Origin of the sequence: Fervidobacterium changbaicum (assembly GCF_004117075.1) — a bacterium.
In the GTDB taxonomy this organism is placed as follows: domain Bacteria; phylum Thermotogota; class Thermotogae; order Thermotogales; family Fervidobacteriaceae; genus Fervidobacterium; species Fervidobacterium islandicum.
In genome coordinates this window covers 713,489-728,304 of the sequence record NZ_CP026721.1, presented here as the reverse complement: position 1 = coordinate 728,304, position 14,816 = coordinate 713,489, and the positions used below count along the sequence as shown (strand labels likewise).

Annotated in this window: 16 protein-coding genes and 3 tRNA genes; 15 read left to right on the top strand and 4 right to left on the bottom strand. The window is 40.1% G+C overall.

The window, feature by feature from the left end:
• Positions 1-105: 105 nt before the first annotated feature.
• The 14 genes from CBS1_RS03345 (at position 106) to CBS1_RS03280 (ending at position 10,803) form a co-directional block, all read left to right on the top strand.
• Complete coding sequence (locus CBS1_RS03345; RefSeq protein ID WP_084384119.1) at positions 106-1,527, top strand: outer membrane protein assembly factor BamB family protein; 1,422 nt, start codon at positions 106-108, stop codon at positions 1,525-1,527.
• A gap of 514 nt (positions 1,528-2,041) precedes the next feature.
• Positions 2,042-2,118: transfer RNA gene (locus CBS1_RS03340), tRNA-Thr, on the top strand.
• Positions 2,119-2,132: 14 nt separating this feature from the next.
• Positions 2,133-2,219, top strand: a tRNA-Tyr gene (locus CBS1_RS03335).
• 29 nt (positions 2,220-2,248) lie between these two features.
• Positions 2,249-2,398 carry a 50S ribosomal protein L33 gene (gene rpmG / locus CBS1_RS03330; RefSeq protein WP_033191861.1) on the top strand — a complete coding sequence of 50 codons (150 nt, stop codon included), beginning with the start codon at positions 2,249-2,251 and terminating at the stop codon, positions 2,396-2,398.
• A gap of 44 nt (positions 2,399-2,442) precedes the next feature.
• A tRNA-Trp gene (locus tag CBS1_RS03325) sits at positions 2,443-2,518 on the top strand.
• 72 nt (positions 2,519-2,590) lie between these two features.
• Positions 2,591-2,779, top strand: a complete 189-nt coding sequence (gene secE / locus CBS1_RS03320) for a preprotein translocase subunit SecE (RefSeq protein ID WP_033191860.1) — start codon at positions 2,591-2,593, stop codon at positions 2,777-2,779.
• A 12-nt stretch (positions 2,780-2,791) separates the two neighbouring features.
• Entirely contained in the window at positions 2,792-3,859 is a 1,068-nt protein-coding gene (gene nusG / locus CBS1_RS03315; RefSeq protein WP_033191859.1) for a transcription termination/antitermination protein NusG, read from the top strand.
• 77 nt (positions 3,860-3,936) lie between these two features.
• Positions 3,937-4,362 carry a 50S ribosomal protein L11 gene (gene rplK, locus CBS1_RS03310; protein ID WP_033191858.1) on the top strand — a complete coding sequence of 142 codons (426 nt, stop codon included), beginning with the start codon at positions 3,937-3,939 and terminating at the stop codon, positions 4,360-4,362.
• Positions 4,363-4,385: 23 nt separating this feature from the next.
• A complete protein-coding gene (gene rplA / locus CBS1_RS03305) occupies positions 4,386-5,093 on the top strand; it encodes a 50S ribosomal protein L1 (RefSeq protein ID WP_033191857.1) in 708 nt (235 codons plus the stop codon).
• Positions 5,094-5,345: 252 nt separating this feature from the next.
• Positions 5,346-6,293 carry a hypothetical protein gene (locus CBS1_RS03300; protein WP_090223156.1) on the top strand — a complete coding sequence of 316 codons (948 nt, stop codon included), beginning with the start codon at positions 5,346-5,348 and terminating at the stop codon, positions 6,291-6,293.
• On the top strand, positions 6,290-6,691 hold the full coding sequence (locus CBS1_RS03295; protein WP_090223154.1) for a GntR family transcriptional regulator: 402 nt from the start codon (positions 6,290-6,292) through the stop codon (positions 6,689-6,691). Before CBS1_RS03300 ends, CBS1_RS03295 begins: the two co-directional genes overlap by 4 nt.
• Positions 6,684-7,274, top strand: a complete 591-nt coding sequence (locus tag CBS1_RS03290) for a hypothetical protein (protein WP_090223152.1) — start codon at positions 6,684-6,686, stop codon at positions 7,272-7,274. The genes CBS1_RS03295 and CBS1_RS03290 overlap by 8 nt, the downstream gene beginning before the upstream one ends.
• A 3-nt stretch (positions 7,275-7,277) precedes the next feature.
• Entirely contained in the window at positions 7,278-8,129 is an 852-nt protein-coding gene (locus CBS1_RS03285; RefSeq protein ID WP_241685561.1) for an ABC transporter ATP-binding protein, read from the top strand.
• A gap of 40 nt (positions 8,130-8,169) precedes the next feature.
• Positions 8,170-10,803 (top strand): hypothetical protein, encoded by a 2,634-nt coding sequence (locus CBS1_RS03280; protein ID WP_241685560.1) that lies wholly within the window; start codon positions 8,170-8,172, stop codon positions 10,801-10,803.
• A 46-nt stretch (positions 10,804-10,849) separates the two neighbouring features.
• Here the strand turns inward: CBS1_RS03280 and CBS1_RS03275 are convergent, their stop codons facing one another.
• Positions 10,850-11,668, bottom strand: coding sequence for an SDH family Clp fold serine proteinase (locus CBS1_RS03275; protein WP_407918657.1), 819 nt, complete (start codon positions 11,666-11,668; stop codon positions 10,850-10,852).
• On the opposite strand from CBS1_RS03275, the gene CBS1_RS10890 reads away from it, so the two are divergent.
• Positions 11,556-11,837: a hypothetical protein gene (locus tag CBS1_RS10890; RefSeq protein WP_407918656.1), complete on the top strand. Its 282-nt coding sequence runs from the start codon at positions 11,556-11,558 to the stop codon at positions 11,835-11,837. The two genes, CBS1_RS03275 and CBS1_RS10890, sit on opposite strands and share 113 nt — an antisense overlap.
• On the opposite strand, the gene CBS1_RS03270 is transcribed toward CBS1_RS10890, so the two are convergent.
• Genes CBS1_RS03270 through CBS1_RS03260 form a run of 3 tightly spaced genes read right to left on the bottom strand, consistent with a single transcriptional unit; the run spans position 11,721 to position 14,798 of the window.
• A complete protein-coding gene (locus CBS1_RS03270) occupies positions 11,721-13,325 on the bottom strand; it encodes a phytoene desaturase family protein (protein WP_090223148.1) in 1,605 nt (534 codons plus the stop codon). The genes CBS1_RS10890 and CBS1_RS03270 overlap by 117 nt on opposite strands.
• Before the next feature lie 13 nt (positions 13,326-13,338).
• Positions 13,339-14,319 (bottom strand): SDR family NAD(P)-dependent oxidoreductase, encoded by a 981-nt coding sequence (locus CBS1_RS03265; RefSeq protein WP_090223145.1) that lies wholly within the window; start codon positions 14,317-14,319, stop codon positions 13,339-13,341.
• Positions 14,316-14,798 (bottom strand): nuclear transport factor 2 family protein, encoded by a 483-nt coding sequence (locus tag CBS1_RS03260; protein ID WP_090223144.1) that lies wholly within the window; start codon positions 14,796-14,798, stop codon positions 14,316-14,318. Before CBS1_RS03260 ends, CBS1_RS03265 begins: the two co-directional genes overlap by 4 nt.
• Between the last annotated feature and the right edge of the window lie 18 nt (positions 14,799-14,816).

Genomic DNA, 14,816 nt, shown 5'->3' with positions numbered 1-14,816 from the left:
TCTTAGTATACGACACATCGACAAATAGGAGAGTTACCGAATACTAACATGTGTGACGTTTTAAACCATAAAATTATGAAAAAGAAAGCGATAGCAGGAACGTTAATGGCATTCGCATTAGTTTTCCTCGTGTCATGTTCGCAAACGATAGACAACTTAGCACCAAGAGTGACAATAACATCACCAACAAACAACTCGCAAGTTTCAGGAACAATAAGTGTGAATGTAAATGCCAGTGATGAAAGTGGAATAGCAAGAATAGAGCTTTATGTGAATTCAACAAAAGTATCAGAGAATACACAGTCACCATGTACGTTTATACTAAATACAACCAGTCTTAATGATGGGTTCTATACGTTGAGAGTAATTGCTTATGATGTTGCAGGAAATAAAAACGAAGCGCACGTAACTGTGTACATTCTTAATGAAGGAACACCGAAGTGGAAGTTTCAAACAAACGGTATCTATTTCTCCTCCCCCGCGATAGGGAACGATGGAACGATTTATGTAGGAAGTGGAGACGGTTATCTGTACGCAGTAAATCCGAATGGAACACCTAGTTGGAGGTTCAGAACTTGGTCCTCTGTTTTTTCCTCGCCTGCAGTAGGACCAGATGGAACGATTTATGTAGGAAGTGAAGACCATTGTCTGTATGCAGTAAACCCGGATGGAACGGAGAAGTGGAGGTTTGAAACTGGTTGGCGTATTTACTCCTCCCCAGCGATAGCGGACGATGGAACGATTTATGTAGGAAGTGAAAACGGTTATCTGTACGCAATAAATCAGGATGGAACGGAGAAGTGGAGGTTTGACGCAAATATAGCTCCTACATTTATCACGTCTTCTCCAGCAGTGGGGATCGATGGAACGATTTATGTAGGAGCTATATTTGATTATCTATATGCTATAAACCCAAATGGAACACTTAAGTGGAAGTTTTACGTGGGTGAATTGGTTTATATCACCTCCTCGCCAGCGATTGGGGCAGATGGAACAGTTTATATAGGAACTTATAAAGATTCTCTTGGTTATCTGTACGCAGTAAACCCGGAAGGAACGCAGAAATGGAAGTTCGAAACTGGTGGGGGTATTACCTCTTCCCCCGCGATAGGGAGAGACGGAACAATATATGTGGGAGCTAGGGATAACTATCTTTACGCAATAAACCCGAATGGAACGCTCAAGTGGCGATTTCTAACAGGATGGTATGTTCAATCTTCACCCGCAGTAGGATCGGATGGAACAATTTATGTGGGGAGCGATGATGGTTATCTATATGCGATAAACCCGGATGGCTCGCTTAAGTGGATGTTTAGAACAGACAGCTCAATTACCTCTTCAGCTACAGTGGGGCCAGATGGAATAATCTATATAGGGAGCGTAGATGGATATTTGTATGCAGTATACAGCAGTTCGCTTGGATTAGCAAACAGCTCATGGCCAAAATTTAGGCGGAATCTAAAAAATACTGGTAACGTCAGGCAGTGGAAAACAGGATTGCGAGCAGAAATGGATACGAGGAACTAAAACACTTTACTTTTATCTAAGATTAATAAAATGAAAAATCGATAAATGTCGCAAGCGAATTCAGAGATTAAATGATACTACACCAGAGGAAAGAACTTAGAAGAACTGAAGAAAATTTATAAAGGGCCATTGCTGAAAAAGCAGCATCTTATCTCTCATAAAGCTATAACGAATAGACGTTCTGCTACAATCTCCAAAGAACAGTTTTCTTAAGTCGGTATACTGTTAGTGTAATATGCACTTCAAACAAACAAGGAAACTACCCGGTTGTCCGCTTAGTACACATTATGGGGTAAGAGAAGGTTCAAGATAAGTGGCATGAAATATATGAATTTGAGAACTACCGCTAAAGCTTACTGAAACTAAAAATCTACTTGAATTTTTCTCGTGGTATGGTATCATATTTTCTGGCACTTGTTCAAGTATCGTCTTTGAAAAAATGTAACATAGCTAAACGCAGTTGAAACATTGACAAAATATGCCCCCTCAGGTATAATAACTAACGCATGAGCGAGCCAACGTAGCTCAACCGGCTAGAGCGGCTGACTTGTAATCAGCAGGTTGAGGGTTCAAGTCCCTCCGTTGGCTCCAGACCACGGATGTGTGGTGAGGTGCCCGAGTGGCCAAAGGGGGCGGACTGTAAATCCGCTGGCAGAATGCCTTCGAAGGTTCAAATCCTTCCCTCACCACCAGATATTTTTTTATAGGAGGCTGAATAGGGATGAGAGTTCAGATAGGTCTCAAGTGCGAAGAGTGCGGTACAAGAAATTACTACACGACGAAAGAAAAGAGCAAAAAGGACAAACTCAGACTTAAGAAATACTGTCCGAAGTGCAATAAGCACACATTCCACACAGAAACTAAGGTTTAATGTTTTTCGATTAAAGAAAATCAGTTGAATTGTTTATTATTCGCAGGGGCGTAGCTCAACTGGCAGAGCACCGGTCTCCAAAATCGGGTGTTGCGGGTTCAAGTCCTGCCGCCCCTGCCAAATTTTATAATACTAAGTGTATAAGAGCAAAACATCTGCATTCAAACCAGAACGCTATCGGGGGAGATAACGATGGAAAAGCTTAAGAAGTTCTTTGCAGAAGTTAAGAGCGAAGCAAAAAAGACATCGTGGCCAAACAGAGAAGAACTCCTGGCATCGACAGGGGTAGTTTTGTTTATTCTAGCAGTTTCTTCAGTTTATCTTTTCTTAGTTGACCTGCTCTTCTCAGGAACACTCGGCGTGTTGTTGCAGAAATTCTGAGGTGAATAAATAATGAAAAAAGAATGGTATATAATTCATACCATTACCGGGTATGAAAACAAAGTTAAAGAAAACCTTGAAGCGAAAATTAAAGCTCAGGGATACGAATCTATTATCCCTAATGTTGTCGTTTTGGAAGAAACGGTAATTGATACGTCGAGTAAATCGCTCGAGCGACATATCGTAAGTCACGAAGCAAAACTTCATGTCAGCAATGGCATGGATGTTGAGAAAGGTGACTTGCTGGCAGAAGAACCGGCAATAAAGGTTAGAAGAGATGGAACGATTGTTGAAATAACAAATGCCAGAAGGATAGTTATTGAGACAACGGACAAGAAGTTTTCAAAAACCTACGTTATCCCAGAATCAGCAAAGCCAATATCAGGGTTACGTGTGGGAACGAATGTCTTTCAAGGCACGTTTCTTGCGGCATCCGATGAGTATATATGTGATATAGATGGTAAGGTAGCTATAAATGAAAAGGTTAAGCGTGTTGTTGTTCGAACGGTTCTTGGTGATGAAGATGTTTACGTAATACATGTTGATGTTTTCAATCCCAACGTGTGCAAGAAGGGCGTTGTAGTCAAAGCTGGTCAGGTACTTGCTGAAGGTAGAAAGATTTATGCAAAAAGTTCCGGGCGTGTTGCGATAGTTGAGTATCCAACGAGAAGGGAAATAGTAATCCAAAAGACGAAGAAGAAGAAGCTTTATCCAGGGTATCTTTTTGTTGAGATGATAATGAACGATCATACATGGGAATTTGTTAGAAGTACACCATTTGTGATGGGATTTGTTTCGGCGGGTGGCAGACCTCTGCCGCTAAAAACACAGGAAGTGCACTATATAAAGAGGTTAGCTGGTCTTGAGGAAATACGTCACGAGGCAAAACCGCAGGTTACAAAGGTGGAACTGGAAATACAACCTGGAGACTCTGTGAAGATCATAACAGGTCCGTTTGAAGGGTTTGTTGGTGTCGTTAAAGAAGTTGACGAAGAAAAGCAGGAACTTAAGGTTAATATTACGATATTTGGAAGAGAGACACCGGTTAGTGTGCATGTGAGTGAAGTAGAAAAGATTTAAAGCCAAAAAAATTGTGCGCGTTGTGCGCAGTGGGAGGGCAAAGAGCCCGAAAATACCACAAAAGGGAGGTAAGTTGTATGGCAAAGAAAGTAGTGGCACAGGTTAGGCTTGTGCTCGAAGCCGGAAAAGCAACACCAGCTCCTCCAGTAGGTCCTGCCCTGGGTCAAAGAGGAGTTAACTTGATGGAATTTTGTAAGAAGTTCAACGCAGTCACAGCGGATAAGGCTGGATTGCTCATACCAGTTATCGTTACGGTCTACGATGACAGGTCGTTCACATTCGTTACAAAGACTCCTCCTGCCAGCTTCTTGCTGAAGAGAGCGGCAAAGCTCAACTCGGGTTCATCGGAACCGAAGAGAAAGATCGTTGGAAAAGTGACAAGACAGCAAATCAGAGAAATTGCTGAACTCAAGATGCCAGACCTCAATGCAAACGACATCGAAGCTGCGATGAGAATAATCGAAGGAACCGCTCGCAGCATGGGTCTGGAAGTCGTAGACTGAAGCGGAAGGGAGGAGGCTAGAATATGCCTAAGCACTCCAAGAGATACAATGAAATAAGGAAACTTGTTGATAGAGAAAAAGCTTATTCTCTTGATGAAGCAGTGGAACTGGCAAAGAAGACCGCAACAGCAAAATTTGACGAAACAGTTGAATTCCACGTAAAGACAAACATCGACTACAGAAAAAGTGAGCAGAACATAAGAAGTACTATTAGCCTTCCACACGGAACTGGTAAAACCGTTAGAGTTTTGGTCTTCGCAAAAGGCGAAAAAGCGGAAGAGGCAAAGCAGGCTGGAGCAGACTACGTTGGTGGAGAAGAACTTGTCGATAAGATTGCCAACGAAGGATTCTTTGATTTTGACGTTGCAATTGCAACACCAGATATGATGAAGGTTATCGGTAAGCTTGGTAAAGTCCTCGGTCCAAGAGGTTTGATGCCAAACCCGAAAACCGGAACAGTTACAGATGATGTTGCAGCGGCAGTTCAAGAATTCAAAAAGGGTAAAGTTGAAGTTAGAACAGACAAAACAGGAAACATCCACATTCCAGTTGGAAAGGCTTCATTCGATCCAGAAAAACTCAAGGAAAACATCAAATCTGCTTACGAACAGATACTCGCACTCAGACCAGCAGGTGTGAAGGGTAACTTTATAAAGAAAGCAGTTGTCGCTTCTACAATGGGACCTGGAATTAAGCTTGACTTGAACACGCTTGCAGAAGGTAAGAAGTAATAAAATAATCTACAGCTAATAAAGGCGGCTCGAAAGAGCCGCTTTTTTTATTTGCTTTGAATATCACTAAATGTGAACGGATGAAGCCGAGTTCTTAACGTTATTTTATCGTAATTCACAAAGGAAACATAATATCACAGTAAAAGTTACAGGAAAGAAACACATTTCATAGAGGTAAAAGAGTATAATTTGAATGTTCTATTTAACTATAACAGTAAGACAATTATAATGGCACGATAAGGAGGTAGCGGTATGAAGGATTTTGTGAAGGTTCTTTACTTGGTGATAGCACTTCTTGTTCTTAGTGTGTTGGGGTTTTTTACAGTATACGTACCACTTAAGGTGGTTTTTGCGTTTTTTTCGATAGTTGTTGTAGGCTACATAATCAAGACTTACACAGGCAAGATGACGGGTTTTATAGTGCTTGCTGTTCTGCTTTTTCTTATTCCTATGGCAAGTGCTGAGAGTTTTAAGTATCTGGCAACCACCGGTGAAAGTGGTTTGAGAAGGTTAATGAATTTCACAGAGGTGCTTACAAGTCAATCAGGCAGAGTTTACAATCCGGGTGTAAGTTACGAAGAGCCAGAGGAATTGATTATAAACATCGATGGCGGATTGCGATTGGAGTTCGTTGGTGACTCTGGTATTGTTGTTCCTTCAGAGCTGAAGGTAAGGCCGAAAGGAGATGTTCTTGAGATAACTGGTGGTGACAAGAAATCTACGTACGTTGTCAGATTAGGTGGAAGAGATGTTGAAAAGATTGATATTTCATCCGTAAGACTTGATGTATCAGGAAGTCTTGGGAAACGTTTGAAAAAGTTTGAAGCTTCTACGGTTGGGATGTCGATGAATGGTGAGCTCAGCGCTGATAAGATCAAACTCGATGGTACAGGTGTTAATTTAACTGGAAGGCTCTCAGCAGAGGAATTAGATATAGACTCAGTTGGTGTGGAAATCGATGGTGAACTCGCAGCTGAGAGAATTACCATCCAAAGCGTAGGTGTTAATTTAAACATAAGGCTTAGAGATTGTGGTTTTATGGATATATCGGCAACTGGCGTGAAAGGTGAGATTGATTTTGTTGCCGGAAGCGATTTGAGGTTGGAGATTGATGGAACCGGAGGTACGCTGCGTGTGAAGAATAGCTCAAACAACGACATTCAGATAAATTCTTCTGGTGTGAAGGTTGTGAGAGAATGAGCAAATCGGAAAACTTTGAAAGTTTGGAGAGTATCCATGTAACTTTTAGAAAGATCGACAAACACAGCGGCGTACCTGCGTATTTACAAATAGTTAATCAGATAAAAGCAAAAATAATTCTCGGAGAGCTGAAATTAGGTATGCAGTTACCAGCGGTGAGAGATTTGGAAAGGATATTCGATGTAAATGTCAACACGGTCCTTAAAGCATTAGAAAGGTTAAAATACGAGAGATTAGTTGAATCAGAACAAGGTGTCGGATACTTTATATCAGGAGAGTTAAAGATAGACAAAGAGGCTATTTCGGAACTTTGCAACGTGATAAAAAAGGTAAAAGAGAGTGGAATTGATATGCTGACGCTTTTGACGATAATTGAGGAGGTGTGGAAGAATGTTTGACAAATACTATTTGGCGTTATTCAATGAGTACTTACGCAAGCAGTTTAAAGAAAAATTCGGAGCTTTGCTTATCTTTTTTGTGCTAATGTTACTGCCTGGAAATTCGTGGAAATTGGTTGGGCTTTTCTTTGGGATACTATTCGCAATCCTTTCAGACCTTAAAAATAGACGCTTAGACCTATTGTTATTCTTGCCGTATACGAAGGAACTTGTTTACTGGTTTGGGTTTGGTTTTCTGGTGTTAATAACGGTAATTACAAGCCTTGTTGGTATGCCTTTTTACGATAGTCTTTCGCTGTTTCTTAAAGATGTTTTATCTTCACTCATATTCCTCAGTGCTTACTTGGGACTTTCTTTTGTATTGGTTAATTATTTATCTTTTGATCCAGTGGGGAGTTTGTTCCTAATTCTTCTGGTAGATGTCGTGCTTGGTTCGATAGGCGGTTATTCAACGAAGCATTTATACAATCCCTACAGGCTCATCAGTCCCATTAGACAGGAAAGTATTTTAGCTTCGGCAATTTTTGCCGCAATCTGTCTGTACATTGGATATCTTTCTGTTACCAAGAAAGGGGGCGAGTGATTTATGGAATATTTAAATACTGAACTGGATAGTCTTAAGAGTGATTCTGAAGTTATGCTTTCTGTGAGAAAAATCAGCAAGAGGTTTAATAATAAGCAGGTGTTAGCAGATGTTTCGTTTGATGTAAAGAAAGGTAGTATTTTTGCACTTATAGGTCCTAACGGGGCTGGGAAAACAACGACGATTAGGTGTATCCTTAAGGCTATCGATGCTGACTCTGGAATTGTTGAATTCATGGGTGAGAAAATAAACGCCGTTACGAAACAAAAAATAGCTGCTGTTTCTGAAGATAGACAGGTCTTCCGAAATTTCACCGCATACGATTATGAAAGGTTGTACTCTTCGGTTTATCCGCAATGGGATGGGGAAGTGTTTAATAGACTCGTTGCAAAGTACAATTTCGACCTTTCGCAGCGCGTGGAAACTTATTCCATTGGAATGAAGACGCTTTTTCTTGTTGTGTTAGCCATATCAACAAATGCTGAATTACTGATACTTGATGAACCTACCCAGCATCTTGACCCAACGGTAAGGTATGAGGTGATGAGACTCATTAAAGAGTACGCTTCCAGTGGGAAAAGCTGCATTGTTTCATCACACGAAATGTTTGAATTGGAAGAATATGCTACAGAATTTGCGATAATCAATGCGGGCAAGGTAATTTATACGGATTCGATTGACAGTGCCAAAGAAAAGCACAGGGTTTTTAGAGCAGGTGAAAGCATTGGTACTGGTGATATAATTGGTATTGTCGGGGATGAAATATTAGTGAGAGTGAGTGGTGAAGTTACCGAAAGTGGAAGATTCCCTAAGTTCCAAGAAATCGTCGTGGGATACTTAACAGGAAAGAAGTGATGTTTGTATTCATTCAACAAAGTTTTGGGGGGTGGACTGGGTGAATAGGTCGTTCTTAATTTGGGTGTTTCTTTTGTTGATTTTTTCTTCAAACCTGTTTTCCGGAGTTCTACACTTTGAACATGCGGACGTTGTTTATCCCGAAGGATATGAAGAGAACGCCAAACTCGTTGGAAAGATATTCGAAAATATCAGGCAGCAGGTAATCGATTTAATTGGAAACGATCCTGGAAGGATTACCATTGTTTTGGAGGACAAAGGTACGATAAGCAACGGATACACGATGCCACTTTTCCACAGAACGATAACGCTCTACATGTGGCCACCGGAAAGTTGGATTGCCTTCGAACTACCGCTTGAAGATTGGTATACCTACTTGATTATACATGAGTTTACTCACATGGTTCATCTCACATATCAGGATATTTTTACTAAGATTTTCAGTATACTCACAGGATTTCCATATCTACCTCAGCTGTATGGGCCTTTTGTAGAAGGTACAACAGTTTTTGCTGAGAGCTCGTTCTCGAAAAACTCCGGCAGGTTAAATAATCCGTACGTATCTGACGGACTGTACTATTATTCTATACAGAACTTTCCATCATTTACTTACAAGGAATTGATGCCTTGGGATGACTATCGTGGTGGGCAACTTTACTACAACTATACGGCGGGCTTCTACAAGTACCTTGTTGATACTTATGGAATAGAAAAGGTTAAGAAATATATAGAGCTTACCTCAACAATTATTCCTGATTTTGAAGTAGGCACTAAGTACAAGGATGTGTTTGAAAAGGTGTTCGGAAAACCGTTTGATGAGCTTTATACAGACTGGATAAGATCTCTAATGAAGTTGAATTACACGGAAGGAAGTTTGGTGTACAAAGCACCAAATTCGAAGATTTATAAGCTCGATTTGGTTGATGGTAAATTGGCTGTCTATCTAAATGAATACGGACCTGCAACATCATATATCGGTACCGTCAATCCAAGGTTGATTGTGATCGATAAAAAAGGAAAAATTCAGTCGAGCAAAAACTTGATAGCCGTTGATATAAAGTACGTCGATAAAACAACCTACGTATTGACAAAGGCTGAAAGCTTTGGAAACTACGAAAACCAAATCTGGGATATTTCTTCTGGCAAATTGCTTGCTACAGGTAAGATTTCTGCATTCGCAATTGATAAGGGCAAGTTGTATACTGCTCGATACGATACAAGGAAAATGCAAACGACAATTCGGGCAGAAGGGTTCGATATAACGCTTGATAAGTACGTTGCCTACATGGATGCAAAAGATGGTAAGTTGGCAATCCTTACGTCCGATTATCAGATAATAGTGTACGATACCTTATCAAAAGAAAGAATAGTAATTGACGATGATGCAATGAAAGGACCGTACCTTAGATTTTGGAATAATGGACTGATTTTTACAAGAGTTGATGGAAAGTACGTTAATCCGTATTACTATGATTTGTTGGAAAGTAAACTGTACAAACTCGGTGAAGATATGCTCGTGTACGATTTTTGTATAGATGGTGAAGATATTTACTACGTCAGTTACATTCCATATTCGCTCAACACAGGTACAGGTGTATATAAGGTTAAAGTTTCCAAGGATTCTGCAGAACTTGTTAAGCGCGAGTTCAAGTTTGAATTTACTGAAAAGCAGTTCAAATATGGCTCAGAATTGACGTTCAGACTTCAAAAAATGATGCAACCGTTGACTTGGATACCGATGTACGAGTACGGCTATGAGACTGATGCAGAAGTGCACAGAGCATATATGATTTTTACTTTTGGAAACGTTGAGAATGATAGTTTCTTGATTTTAACACCAATATTTGATTTAAGAATGTCAGAGTACGATTACAGTGTGGATTACTCACAGTATATAGCTTGGTATACGTCAAAGGATTTCTATGAAACTTTTGCAAGTTATTTTTATCCAACAAACGACTACAACCTTTCTGGTGTATTTAGACTGGGTGGATTTACTCTCAGCCCAATTACAGATTTGTATGGTTATCTAACGTTTAGTTTCAAAACCCAAAATATCGGTCTTATTGATTCCTTGTTCAGCCTTTTTACGGTGAATGTGCCAACAGTGTTAAAAAACAATGTTGGATTAGGCGCTCTAATTACTTCGTATGCTTTTGGTTTTCCGTATAAGGCGCAGTTATTCATGCTTTTGAGCAACGACAAAATTGAAGATTTGTTTAATTCGAATAACCTGCTATCAAATCTTTATGGATATGGCTATTTGGGACTGGCACTAACGAACGATGTCACGTTCGAAGGAAGACTGGCAACAAAGTTAAGTTCTATTGATAAGACATCTTATGATATGTCGTTAGCCTCGACATTGTTTACGGATAATGCTTTCCTGTTCGGGAATCTGCTATATGTAAGAAACAGCGGAATTACAGTTGGAGTGATGAATCCTTCGACTGAAGGTATATTGTCAGCAGGAATTTATACGCACTTCTTTGTTGAGACCTACGTACAAGGTCTCAAAGTGTATCCATCAACAGGTATATTTGTTCCTTTTTCTGAAATGACTAAACCAGTTAATGAAAATCAGCAATATATATTCTACATAGGTCTCAATTCTTCACCGCATGGATTTCCGGTACCTTTACTTTCCTTTGTGCTGGAAACAGGTAATCAATGAAAAACAGCGGCCGAAAAGCCGCTGTTTTTTTTTGGAAAACTCTAAATTATTCGTTCTTATAGTTTATAGGAACATAGTTGACCGATGGCTTTCCTGAGGTTGGATTTTTGTAAAGGCTCATAAGTGCGTAGATTTCCTTTGGCATATCAGTGGAGACCTTTATCCCAAGCTCTCTGGCTTTCTCTACGGTTATAGGATAATCGTGCGTCCACTTTCCACTTACAAGGTCTTCGGCGAGCTTTTCGGCTTTGTCGGGGTATTTTTCCTTTAATAGGTCAGTCACGTATTCCTTCATCTGTTTCATCGCTTTCTGAGCGATATCAGCCAGTATCAAAGTCTGGTCATCGATATCGTTTATGTTCTTCTTTTCAAGGACCGACAAAATGGAAGCTGCTGGATATTGTCCCAACTGCGGGTCTACAGGACCAAGCACGGCGTTTTCATCCATAACAATTTCATCGGCAGCAAGCGCTATCAACGTTCCTCCAGACATCGCATAATGTGGAACAAAAACGGTAACTTTTCCTTTGTGTTTTCTAAGTGCGTTGGCAATTTGCTCTGCTGCGAGCACAAGCCCGCCCGGAGTGTGGATGATGAAATCGATAGCCATGTCGTCAGGCGTCATTTTGATAGCTCTCAATACTTCTTCTGAATCCTCGATATCGATGAACTTTCTTATGCCAAATCCAAAGAAGCTTAGGGATTCTTGCCTGTGGATGAGTGTTATGACCCTGCTTTTCCTCTTTTGCTCAATCTGTCTTATGATAGCCTCACGTGAAGAGTGCAAAGAAAAATTTCTAAAGAGTGGTGCAAATGAGGAGAATATGAGAACCATCCAAAATATCTGGAAAATAATCGTGAAGATATCAAGCATACCTTTCCCTCCTTTTGGTTTGATGATAAGCCTTTCTAAAAGTCTATTTTATCACATCCGCTGCCAATTTCCCCGTAATTATTGCAGTTGGCACACCTGCTGGTGCGTATGCCCATTTTCCCGCTTTGTATATGTTGTCAATCGGTGTTCTTATAGCTGATTTCATGCTGAACATACCGGAAGGTACGGGAATGGGATCCTCGAAAGACCATCCTACAATCGAGCCATCCGAAGTTCCGTAAATTCGTTCAATTGTCAAAGGCGTCGAGGTGAATTTGAAAAGTATTTTGTTTTTTAAGAATGGATATATCGTGCTGGCGAGATTATCGATAATCATTTCCTCCGCTTTTTGTTTGAATTCTTCGTACCAACCATCGTCCCTTATCTTCTTAACAACGTCGTAATCAAATAACATACTCACGATCAAACCGGTCTTGTTTTCGGGTACCATCGATAAGTCTCGCAACGCCGGGATCGATATTTCATAAGTATTGAATTTGATAAAATCCTCGAGCCAATTTAGTATTTTCTTTTTGCTCAGATTTTCGTAGTTTTTCACTATGTATTTAACTTTTGAGCGATTAAGTTCGCCAAGACCTTGTCTAAGAGGCGTATAAAAGAAATGTCCAGTTGAGATTTTAGCGAACGTTTCGACGGGTTCATCTACACCTAAGTAAAAAGTTAGTACCGACTCTGCACCTCGGGCCTTTAGTACACGTTGTTTTTCTTTTTCTAATTTACTTACCAAAGAATTTGATAGCGCTGTTGTATCGAGGATTTTGTAGAACGTTTTAAGATCTGTAGCCCATATCATTGCATCGTATTCATGTGAATTACCTTTATCGTCGATAACTATATTTTTCGACGGAATAACTTTTGTGACTGCAGTGTTAGTAAGGATTTGACCTCCGAGTTCAGTAATTTTTTCGGCAAGTTTTTGCGGAAAGGTGCCCACGCCACCTTTTGGGTATATGTAATCGAGATACAGATAGAAATAACTTAATGCAAAGAATGAAGGAGTTCCCCTGAAGAAGTGCTGAATCACAATATCCCTCAACGAAGGATTTTTGACAAATCTTGATATATATTCTTCCACAGGGTCGTTTAATTCGTTGATTTTCTTAACGGTCTTCAAGAATTTAAAAAACCAAAGAAGGTATCTTGGCATCATTTCGAGTAACTTACCTTCTTCCTTTATTTTATTGAAAGAAAACAGCGGATTGTCGACTCCGTAAAGGATTTTCATGTATTCAAGTATCTCTTTCTCGACTCTTATGAGCTCATCTACTTCCTTTTCTGCTTGAGGGTATAACTGTTTCAAAAGTTGTCCGTACTCTTCCAAGCTTCTGGTGTCAGTAACACGCATTATCTTGTCTTCGACACCTACGGAGATTGGATTTCTTAAAATCTCTATGTCCAAGCCAAGGTCTTCAATCATAGGGATAATTACACCAGCATTTACAAGTGCGCGAGCACCGCCTTCCAGTTTAAAACCTTCGTATTCGAAGGTGTTGACCAACCCTCCACATTTCTCGTATTTCTCAATCACCTTAACATCGTAGCCTTTCTTTGCAAGGTATACGCCTGCCGTAAGACCAGCTATTCCACCACCAACTACTAACACCTTTTTTTCTCGTTTTTTAGGCATCTTTTTCACCTCTCTAAAATCCACACTTTTCTTTTATTATCTGAAGAGTCTTATCCCAAAGCATCTGAGCTAATTCCATGTCTTTGGCAGGTGGGGCGAGTTCTTCGATGGTGGTGTAGTGAAAAAATTCATCACTCACATTACTCACTTCTTTGGAAACTCCCAGATAATAAAGAGCTTCTGCTGATTCTGCTGGTTCTCTGGAGAGTCTATCAAGCAGATGCTTTTTGAAAAACTTGTACACTGGTCCGTTATCCTGTCCCGTGTTGGTTTTTACAAACCCCGGGTGCATAGCGTTTATGGTGATTTTAAGTTTCTCTGAACTAAATATCTGTGCAAAAATGTGCATACTCAAGATTTGAGCGAGTTTGGCTGTTCCGTAAGCTTTTAAACCAGAATACTTTCTCTTCTCCCAATTCAAATCATCCAAGCATATCCCCCAGGCTGCAAATCTGTATCCTTCGGAGCTGACAAGTATTATTCGGGTGGAGTTGTCTCTCTTCAACTTTTCCATTAGTAAGTAATTTATTATGAATGGTGCAAGGTAATGAACAACAAAGTTCATCTCAAGCCCATCTTCAGTTAAAACTTTCTTGTTAAGATAAAGACCTGCGTTGTGAATTAACACGTCGATATTAGAATTCAAAGAGTTCAATTTTTCTGCAACGTTTAAGATATCCTTTAGCTTGCTGAGGTCAGTTAAAATGTATTCACAATCAGTGTTGTATTTTTCAGCAAGTTCTCGGCACAGTTTTTCCGACTTTTCTTTATTTCGGTTTATTGTTATCAAACGTGCACCGCTGGCTGCATACTTTTTAGCTGTTTCATACCCAATACCAGAAGTAGCTCCGGTAATTACAACGAGCTTGTCGTCAAATCGCTGCTTGCAAGTTTTTGGCCGACTCGACATATTTCGTATCATTTCAAATATATTTGACCATCTGTATTGCGGCCAATACCTTCTTACTGAACAGCCGTTAAACTCTTTGCTCATCCAAACACCTTCTTCATGAACTTCCTATAAAGTTTTCCGAATCCAGGGATGTTGTCGAATATATCACCCCAGAGGTCGTAGTAATCTCTTTGGTCTATTATCTTACCTTTCTCGTTCAGAATAAGCCTGCTTGCACCGTGTACCACCGACGTCTTTGTTTTTCTGAAGTTAATTATCATATCCCATTCGACGAAGATAACGTTACCTTCCATAACCGCGTTCAGAATATTCATGTGCAACTCTTGAGAACGCTTTGTTAGGCGTTCAACCATGGCTTTAAATTCTTCTATTCCGTGTATCTCTTGTACAGTGTCTCTAAAGTGTATGTTTTCATCGTAAAAAGGTAGTAGGTGTGACCAGTCGGGCTTGCCTTCGTGGTTGTATGTTTTTGTCCACAGTTGTATTAGTTGCTCCAACGAGGTTATCGCGTATTCCGAATCATTTTGAGCACCAAGTTTCTGTTTTCTTTCTTCAGACATACAATCACTCCTAAAGTT

Coding starts and splice junctions, on each gene's coding strand:
- CBS1_RS03345 (WP_084384119.1), top strand. CDS start 106: ATGGCATTCGCATTAGTTTTCCTCGTGTCATGTTCGCAAACGATAGAC.
- rpmG (WP_033191861.1), top strand. CDS start 2,249: ATGAGAGTTCAGATAGGTCTCAAGTGCGAAGAGTGCGGTACAAGAAAT.
- secE (WP_033191860.1), top strand. CDS start 2,591: ATGGAAAAGCTTAAGAAGTTCTTTGCAGAAGTTAAGAGCGAAGCAAAA.
- nusG (WP_033191859.1), top strand. CDS start 2,792: ATGAAAAAAGAATGGTATATAATTCATACCATTACCGGGTATGAAAAC.
- rplK (WP_033191858.1), top strand. CDS start 3,937: ATGGCAAAGAAAGTAGTGGCACAGGTTAGGCTTGTGCTCGAAGCCGGA.
- rplA (WP_033191857.1), top strand. CDS start 4,386: ATGCCTAAGCACTCCAAGAGATACAATGAAATAAGGAAACTTGTTGAT.
- CBS1_RS03300 (WP_090223156.1), top strand. CDS start 5,346: ATGAAGGATTTTGTGAAGGTTCTTTACTTGGTGATAGCACTTCTTGTT.
- CBS1_RS03295 (WP_090223154.1), top strand. CDS start 6,290: ATGAGCAAATCGGAAAACTTTGAAAGTTTGGAGAGTATCCATGTAACT.
- CBS1_RS03290 (WP_090223152.1), top strand. CDS start 6,684: ATGTTTGACAAATACTATTTGGCGTTATTCAATGAGTACTTACGCAAG.
- CBS1_RS03285 (WP_241685561.1), top strand. CDS start 7,278: ATGGAATATTTAAATACTGAACTGGATAGTCTTAAGAGTGATTCTGAA.
- CBS1_RS03270 (WP_090223148.1), bottom strand. CDS start 13,325: ATGCCTAAAAAACGAGAAAAAAAGGTGTTAGTAGTTGGTGGTGGAATA.
- CBS1_RS03265 (WP_090223145.1), bottom strand. CDS start 14,319: ATGAGCAAAGAGTTTAACGGCTGTTCAGTAAGAAGGTATTGGCCGCAA.
- CBS1_RS03260 (WP_090223144.1), bottom strand. CDS start 14,798: ATGTCTGAAGAAAGAAAACAGAAACTTGGTGCTCAAAATGATTCGGAA.